At 69.1% G+C, this 6621-nt stretch carries 8 protein-coding genes; 2 read left to right on the top strand and 6 right to left on the bottom strand.

Annotated elements, in window-relative coordinates; all coding sequences use genetic code 11:
- Positions 1-38: 38 nt before the first annotated feature.
- From P0Y31_RS14350 to P0Y31_RS14375, 6 genes are all read right to left on the bottom strand, one after another.
- A complete protein-coding gene (locus P0Y31_RS14350; RefSeq protein WP_275870504.1) occupies positions 39-1022 on the bottom strand; it encodes a type IV toxin-antitoxin system AbiEi family antitoxin domain-containing protein in 984 nt (327 codons plus the stop codon).
- Positions 1023-1248: 226 nt separating this feature from the next.
- Entirely contained in the window at positions 1249-1647 is a 399-nt protein-coding gene (sodN, locus tag P0Y31_RS14355) for a superoxide dismutase, Ni (protein ID WP_275804434.1), read from the bottom strand.
- 45 nt (positions 1648-1692) lie between these two features.
- Positions 1693-2070 (bottom strand): S26 family signal peptidase, encoded by a 378-nt coding sequence (locus P0Y31_RS14360; RefSeq protein WP_275870506.1) that lies wholly within the window; start codon positions 2068-2070, stop codon positions 1693-1695.
- Positions 2071-2180: 110 nt separating this feature from the next.
- Positions 2181-2951, bottom strand: coding sequence for an amino acid ABC transporter ATP-binding protein (locus P0Y31_RS14365; protein WP_275870530.1), 771 nt, complete (start codon positions 2949-2951; stop codon positions 2181-2183).
- Between the two features lie 59 nt (positions 2952-3010).
- Positions 3011-3967, bottom strand: coding sequence for an amino acid ABC transporter permease (locus tag P0Y31_RS14370; protein WP_275870509.1), 957 nt, complete (start codon positions 3965-3967; stop codon positions 3011-3013).
- Positions 3967-4872 (bottom strand): ABC transporter substrate-binding protein, encoded by a 906-nt coding sequence (locus tag P0Y31_RS14375; protein WP_275870511.1) that lies wholly within the window; start codon positions 4870-4872, stop codon positions 3967-3969. Before P0Y31_RS14375 ends, P0Y31_RS14370 begins: the two co-directional genes overlap by 1 nt.
- Before the next feature lie 306 nt (positions 4873-5178).
- On the opposite strand from P0Y31_RS14375, the gene P0Y31_RS14380 reads away from it, so the two are divergent.
- Positions 5179-6330, top strand: coding sequence for an NADP-dependent malic enzyme (locus tag P0Y31_RS14380; protein ID WP_275870513.1), 1152 nt, complete (start codon positions 5179-5181; stop codon positions 6328-6330).
- A 110-nt stretch (positions 6331-6440) separates the two neighbouring features.
- Positions 6441-6621: NAD(P)-binding domain-containing protein (locus P0Y31_RS14385; RefSeq protein ID WP_275870515.1), on the top strand; the 181-nt coding region annotated here is incomplete at its 3' end.

Below are 6621 nucleotides of genomic sequence, written 5' to 3' on the forward strand. Positions count from 1 at the left end.
CATGACCTGTATGCCGTGGCGCGCCCAGGTGCGCGAAGTCACGTCGCGCACGACCTCGCCCGCGCGGACGTGAGCAGTGCCGCTTGGCGCAGACCCTCGCGGATCCTGGCCATGACGAGCGCCGGACGGGCCAGCTCGTCCCACGTGAGCCGCACGACGGCATACCCCAGGGCGCGGATGCGGTCCTCGCGGCGCTTCTCTGCCTCGACGATCCGTTGCGCCGCCTGCGGGTCCCCTCCGTCGGCTGCGCGGTACTTCTTCATGCCGTCGAACTCGACCACCAGCCCGTCGCCGACGAGGAAGTCCGCGCGGGCCCACACCTGACCGCGCCCGTCGGTGAAAGGGAACTGCGGCTGCACCTCGGGCAGGTCGGCCATGGCCAACAGCAGGAGCCGGGTGCGGGTCTCGCCGACCGACTCGGTGAGCGGCTCGACGGATGCCAGCACCTGACGCGCGGTGGCGAGGCCGGGCCGTCTCGGCATCCGGCTCACCCAGTGCTCGAGCTCGTCGAGGGTGGCGACGTCGCGGTGCAGGGCCGCGTCGGCGGCGGCGAGTCCGGCCTCGAAGCCGTCGACGAGCGCTGTGCTGACGACGGCGAGCGCGGGGGAGACGGCCTCGAACCCGCTGACGGTGGTCAGGCCGTCGAGGGGGAACGCCTCGTGGATCCTCAGCTGCCCACGCCGACGAGAGGTGGTGCCGGTGCGACGGGCAACGTGCACGATCGACTCACTCACCTGCCAGAAGGGCAGGTCGTGCACGGCCAGCGCCGAGTGGTGGCTGGCGACGACTCGCCCGCCGAACGAACGCAGGACGGCAGTCGCCCTGAGCCGGTGCCGCTGTTCAGGGGTGGAGGCCTGCTGCCAGGCCGTGGCCGTCACGAAGGCACGCGGCCCGATGCGCACCACTTCTTGGGAGCGTTCGAGCGCGGCGAGGGCGTTGTCACCGACCCCGCACGAGGTCGCGTCCGCGGTCGTGAAGACCCCGCCCAGCGAGAGGGCACGGGCTGCCAGCTGTGTCTCCATGGCAGGAGGCTCGTGGCTGGGCGATCAGCCGGCGACCCTCGCTCGACGTCCTGTGGAGGGTGTGGCGCTGCTCCGCGGCATGTGAACGAGTCACCTCGGCCCCCCAGCCCACCTCGATGCCCATGGCATGTATGCCGCTGCGCGCCCGGGTTCCCGGAGTCACCTCGCGCACGCGAAAGGGGCCGCCCGCAACAGCGGGACGGCCCCTTTGCAGAGGAGGGAAGGCTCAGGCGGCCTTGGTCTCCTTGAAGATCCGGTCGATCTCGTCGATCTTGCCGAGCAGCTGCTGGGCGGCGTCGGCGTCGAACGAGCCCTTGGTGCCCGAGGCGCCGGCGAGCTTGGTGGCCTCGTTGAAGAGGGTGTGAAGCTCGGGGTACTTCTCGAAGTGCGGGGGCTTGAAGTAGTCGGTCCACAGCACCCACAGGTGGTGCTTGACCAGCTCGGAGCGCTGCTCCTTGATGATCGCCGCGCGCATCCGGAAGTCCGCGTCGTTGTTGTCTGCGACCTTCTCGCAGATCTTGGCGATGGACTCGGCCTCGATGCGGGCCTGGGCGGGGTCGTACACGCCACACGGAAGGTCGCAGTGGGCGCTGACCTCAACGGTGGTGAAGAAACGGGAGAGCATGCGAATCCCTTCTGCAAAGTCGGACGATCACGTGCACCCGCAAACCTACCCCCGCCCGGAAGACCCCGCACGGCGCCCCCACAACCTCGCCGGCAGCCGCAGCCGCTGGGGGATGCGGAAGAGCACCCGGGCCCGGATGTGCTCGCGGGGGAGGGAGTGCCCCAGGGTCCACGAGTCGACCACGCCCTCGGCGCCCTGGTTGTCGGCCTCCACCCAGTAGCGGCTCGGGTCGTCGGGGTCGCGCATGGTCACGCGCTTGATCGCGAGCGGCCGGGGCGCCCCGTGGTCGTCGGGGGGCAGCCGCACGATGGCCAGGCGGCCGAGCTTGGGCGGCACGCCGTTGAGCACGACCATGCGGTCGCCGGTGTGCAGCGTCGGCTCCATCGAGCGCCCGGTCACCTTCACCAACCCCAGAGCGATCATCGCGTCCCCAGACCTCCTGACGTCACGGCCCCACCGTGTGCCCATCATGCCCCCGCGTATGCCGTGCGCGCCCGTCGGCGGGAGCCCACGGCATACGAACGAACGCAGGGTCAGACGCTGCGCGGCTCCTGCCGCATGCGCTGCAGGAACTTGCGGGTGCGCTCGTGCTGCGGGTTGTCGATGCACTCGCTCGGCGGGCCCTCCTCGACGACCACGCCGGCGTCCATGAAGACGACCCGGTCGGCCACGTCGTGGGCGAAGGACATCTCGTGGGTGACGACGATCATCGTCATGCCCTCCTTGGCCAGCTGGCGCATGACGTCGAGCACCTCGCCAACGAGCTCGGGGTCGAGCGCTGAGGTGGGCTCGTCGAAGAGCATCAGCTTGGGGTCCATCGCCAGCGCGCGGGCGATGGCCACGCGCTGCTGCTGGCCGCCGGAGAGCTGGGCGGGGTAGGCCTTCTCCTTGTCGGCCAGCCCCACCTGCTCGAGCAGGTCGAGGGCGCGCGTCCTGGCGTCGCTCTTGTTCCGCCGCTTGACCTGGACCGGCCCTTCCATGACGTTCTCGATGGCGGTCAGGTGGGGGAACAGGTTGAACCGCTGGAACACCATGCCGATGTCGCGGCGCTGGGCGGCGATGTCCTTGTCGTGCAGCCGGTGGAGCCGGCCGCCCTTGTCGGCGTAGCCCATCAGGTCGCCGTCGACCCAGATGCGGCCGCCGTCGATGTCCTCGAGCTGGTTGATGCAGCGCAGGAAGGTCGTCTTGCCCGAGCCGGAGGGCCCGAGCAGGCAGACGACCTCGCCCTTGTGCACGTCCATGTCGATGCCCTTGAGCACCTCGTTGCGCCCGAAGGCCTTGGTGACGTTGACCGCGTGGACCAGGGCCTCGGCCGCGCGCTGCGGCTCCTGGCGGGGGGTCTCGGCGGTCTCAGGTGCGGTGCTCAATGTGCTGCGCCCCTTCCGAGCAGGCGGGAGACCATGCCCTCGGTGTCCGACGGCTGGCCGAACCCGCGGCCGAAGCGCTTCTCCAGGAAGTACTGCCCGACCATGAAGGCGCTGGTGATGACCAGGTAGAACAGGATCGCCGCGACGAACGACGGGAACACCTGGTAGGTGCGCGAGCCGATCGACTGGAGCTGGAAGAACAGCTCGGTGATCAGGGGCAGGCCGATCAGCAGCGAGGTGTCCTTCACCATGGCGATCGTCTCGTTACCGGTCGGCGGCACGATCACGCGCATCGCCTGCGGCAGCACGATGCGGCGCATGGTCTGGCTGCTGCTCATACCGATCGCCTCGGCGGCCTCCCGCTGCCCGGGGTCGACCGAGAGGATGCCCGCCCGGGCGATCTCGGCCATGTAGGCCGCCTCGCTGAGTCCCAGGCCGATCGCACCGCCGGTGATACCGACGAAGACCTGGTTGGCGTCCAGGGTGAGGAAGCGCAGCTCAGCGTCGAGGCCGAGTAGGTTCATGATCTGGGTGTCGAACGGCACCCCGAAGGACAGACCTTCCTGGAAGAGGATGCCCAGGGCACCCATCGTGGTCAGCAGCACCAGTCGGGGCACCGAGCGGAAGAACCAGGTGAAGACCCAGGCGCTGTAGGAGAGCACCGGGTTGGGCGAGAGCCGCATCACCGCGAGGATGATGCCGCCGGTGATGCCGATCACCATGGCCAGCACGGTGACGAGGATGGTGCCCTTCCACAGGCCCTCGAGCACGGCGTTCTGCTGCATGGCCTCGAAGACGAACGGCCAGTTGAACGCCTCGTTGGTCAACACCATGTTGAGGAACATGGCGATGAGCACCGCGATCACCGCGACGGCCACCCACCGCAGCGGGTGGCGCACCGGGACGGCGTCGATCCGTCCCGGGCGCTCCACTGTGTCGGTGCGTGCGCTCATCAGGGGTTGACGGCGAAGTCGCTGATCGCGCCGGCCTCGACGCCCCAGTTGCCCAGCGCCTTCTTGTAGTCGCCGGACTCGTCGAGGGCCTTGAGGGCCTCGGTGATCGCCTCGGCGAACGCGGTGTCGGCCTTGGCAACGACGTAGCCGTAGGGGGCGGCGTCGTAGATGTCGCCGACCGCCTCGATCTTGCCGCCCGACTGCTTCACGGCGTAGGCGACGATGGGGGAGTCGGCCAGCATGGCGTCGGCCTTGCCGGTGGCGACGGCCGAGGTGGCCTGGTCCTGGCCGGTGAACGGCAGCACCTCGAGCGGCTTGCCCTCGGCCTCGCAGGCCTTGGCCTTGGCCGGCAGGTCCTCCTCCTGCTGCACGGTGCCCTTCTGCACGGCGACCTTCAGGCCACACGGCTTCTGCGGGTCGACCTTCTTGGGGTTGCCCGGGGCGGCCGCCCACTGGGTGCCGGCGTTGAAGTAGCTCACCATGTTGACCTGCTCTTTGCGCTTGTCGTTGATGGTGAAGCTCGAGACGCCGATGTCGTACTTGCCGGACTGGACGCCGACGATGATCGAGTCGAAGTTGGCCGGCACCCACTGGGTCTTGAGGCCGAACTTCTGGGCGACCGCGTTGAAGAGGTCGACGTCGAAGCCCTGCACGGTCTTGCCGTCGCCGGCAAGGAACTCGTTGGGGGCATAGGAGGCGTCGACGCCGATGGCGATGGTGCCCTTGGACTTGATCTTCTCGGGGACCTTGGCGGCGAGGTCCTCCTGGACGCTCGCGGAGGTGACCGGCTGGGAGGTGGCGCCGCCGCCCGTGGTGAGCGAGTCGGAGCCACAGGCGCTCAGGGCAAGGCCTGCCGAGGCCAGACCCGCCAGGAGCATGACGGCGGGACGGGTGCGTGAGGTCATCGAGGACGATCCTTCCGGGTATGCCGTGCGGCGGGGACCAGAGGACGGCCACCGGCCACCGCCTTGTGGATAACCGCATCCTGCCACCTTCACCTGCGTAACGCGTCACACTCGCGTAACACCTGTGGTGGGCCCTGCCCGATGTGTGCCACAGTGGGTGAAGCGGGCAACCCCCGCGCTCTTTGTTGAATCCGCGTTTGAGTGGCCACACCCCCGGCTATCCGTGTCGTAGGTGCTGCTGTGAGCCCCACGCAATTCCCTTTCTTCGGTCCTTATGTGGCCTTTCCCCCTTGAGGTGTTTCCGCAATGACTGCGCATCCGTCGTACCCGCTGTTCGACCCCACCGACCCGGTGTTCCGGGCGCACGAGGGCGGCAAGCTCGGGGTACACGCCACGCAGCCGCTGCGCGACCGGGCCGACCTCTCGCTCCTCTACACGCCCGGCGTCGCGGACGTCTCCCGGGCGATCGCCGCCGACCCGGTACTGGCCGCCCGCTACACCGCCAAGCGCAACACGGTCGCCGTGGTCACCGACGGCACGGCGGTGCTCGGCCTCGGCGACATCGGCCCGCTGGCCGCCCTGCCGGTGATGGAGGGCAAGGCGGTGCTCTTCAAGCACTTCGCCGGGGTGGACGCCGTGCCCGTGTGCATGGAGACCGGCACCGTCGACGAGCTGGTCGAGGCGATCGCGCGCATCGCGCCGTCGTATGGCGGGATCAACCTCGAGGACATCTCGGCGCCGCGCTGCTTCGAGATCGAGCGCCGTCTCCAGGAGCGGCTCGACATCCCCGTCCTCCACGACGACCAGCACGGCACGGCGATCGTGGTGCTCGCCGGCCTCATCAACGCCGCCAAGGTGGTGGGGCGTTCACTGGAGTCCCTGAAGGTGGTCGTGTCGGGCGCCGGGGCGGCTGGCGTGGCCGTGGCCAAGCTGCTGGCTCGGGCCGGGGTGGGCGACATCGTGGTCTGCGACTCGCGGGGGATCATCTCGCCGGCGCGCCCCGACCTGGTGGAGCACAAGCACCGCCTTGCCGCGACGACGAACCCGCATGGGCTGACCGGGTCTCTGGCCGACGCCCTGGTGGGGGCAGACGTCTTCGTGGGTGTCTCGGGTGGTCAGGTGCTCGAGGCGGACATCGCGCGGATGGCTCCGGACTCGATCATCTTCGCGCTCGCGAACCCCGACCCCGAGGTGCACCCCGACGTGGCGCAAAAGTATGCCGCGGTGGTGGCGACGGGCCGGTCGGACTTCCCGAACCAGATCAACAACGTGCTGGCCTTCCCCGGGATCTTCCGTGGGGCGCTCGACTCGGGAGCGCCGCAGATCACCGAGGCGATGAAGCTGGCCGCGGCGCGAGCCATCGCCGACCTGGTGGAGCAGCCCACGGCCGAGGAGATCGTCCCCAGCGTCTTCGCTGACGGAGTGGCCGAGGCAGTTGCCGACGCAGTGATCCGATAACGAAATACGGCAGAGGTCGGCCGAACGGCCGACCGCTGCCGGTCGAGAGCGACCTGTAGCAGCGGTAGGATCTACCCGTTTGTGACGCTTTCGGGGTTATGGGGTTTCCGGTGAAAATCACCGTCGTTGGTTTGGGCAAGATCGGCCTGCCGTTGGCGGTGCAGTTCGCCAGGTCCGGGCACGAGGTGTTCGGTGCTGACGTGAACGCGTCGGTGGTGGAGCTGGTCAATGCGGGGACCGAGCCGTTCCCGGGGGAGGCGCACCTGGGGGAGTACCTGCAGGAGGTCACCG

The sequence above is a fragment of the Knoellia sp. 3-2P3 genome (genome assembly GCF_029223115.1).
GTDB lineage: Bacteria > Actinomycetota > Actinomycetes > Actinomycetales > Dermatophilaceae > Pedococcus_A.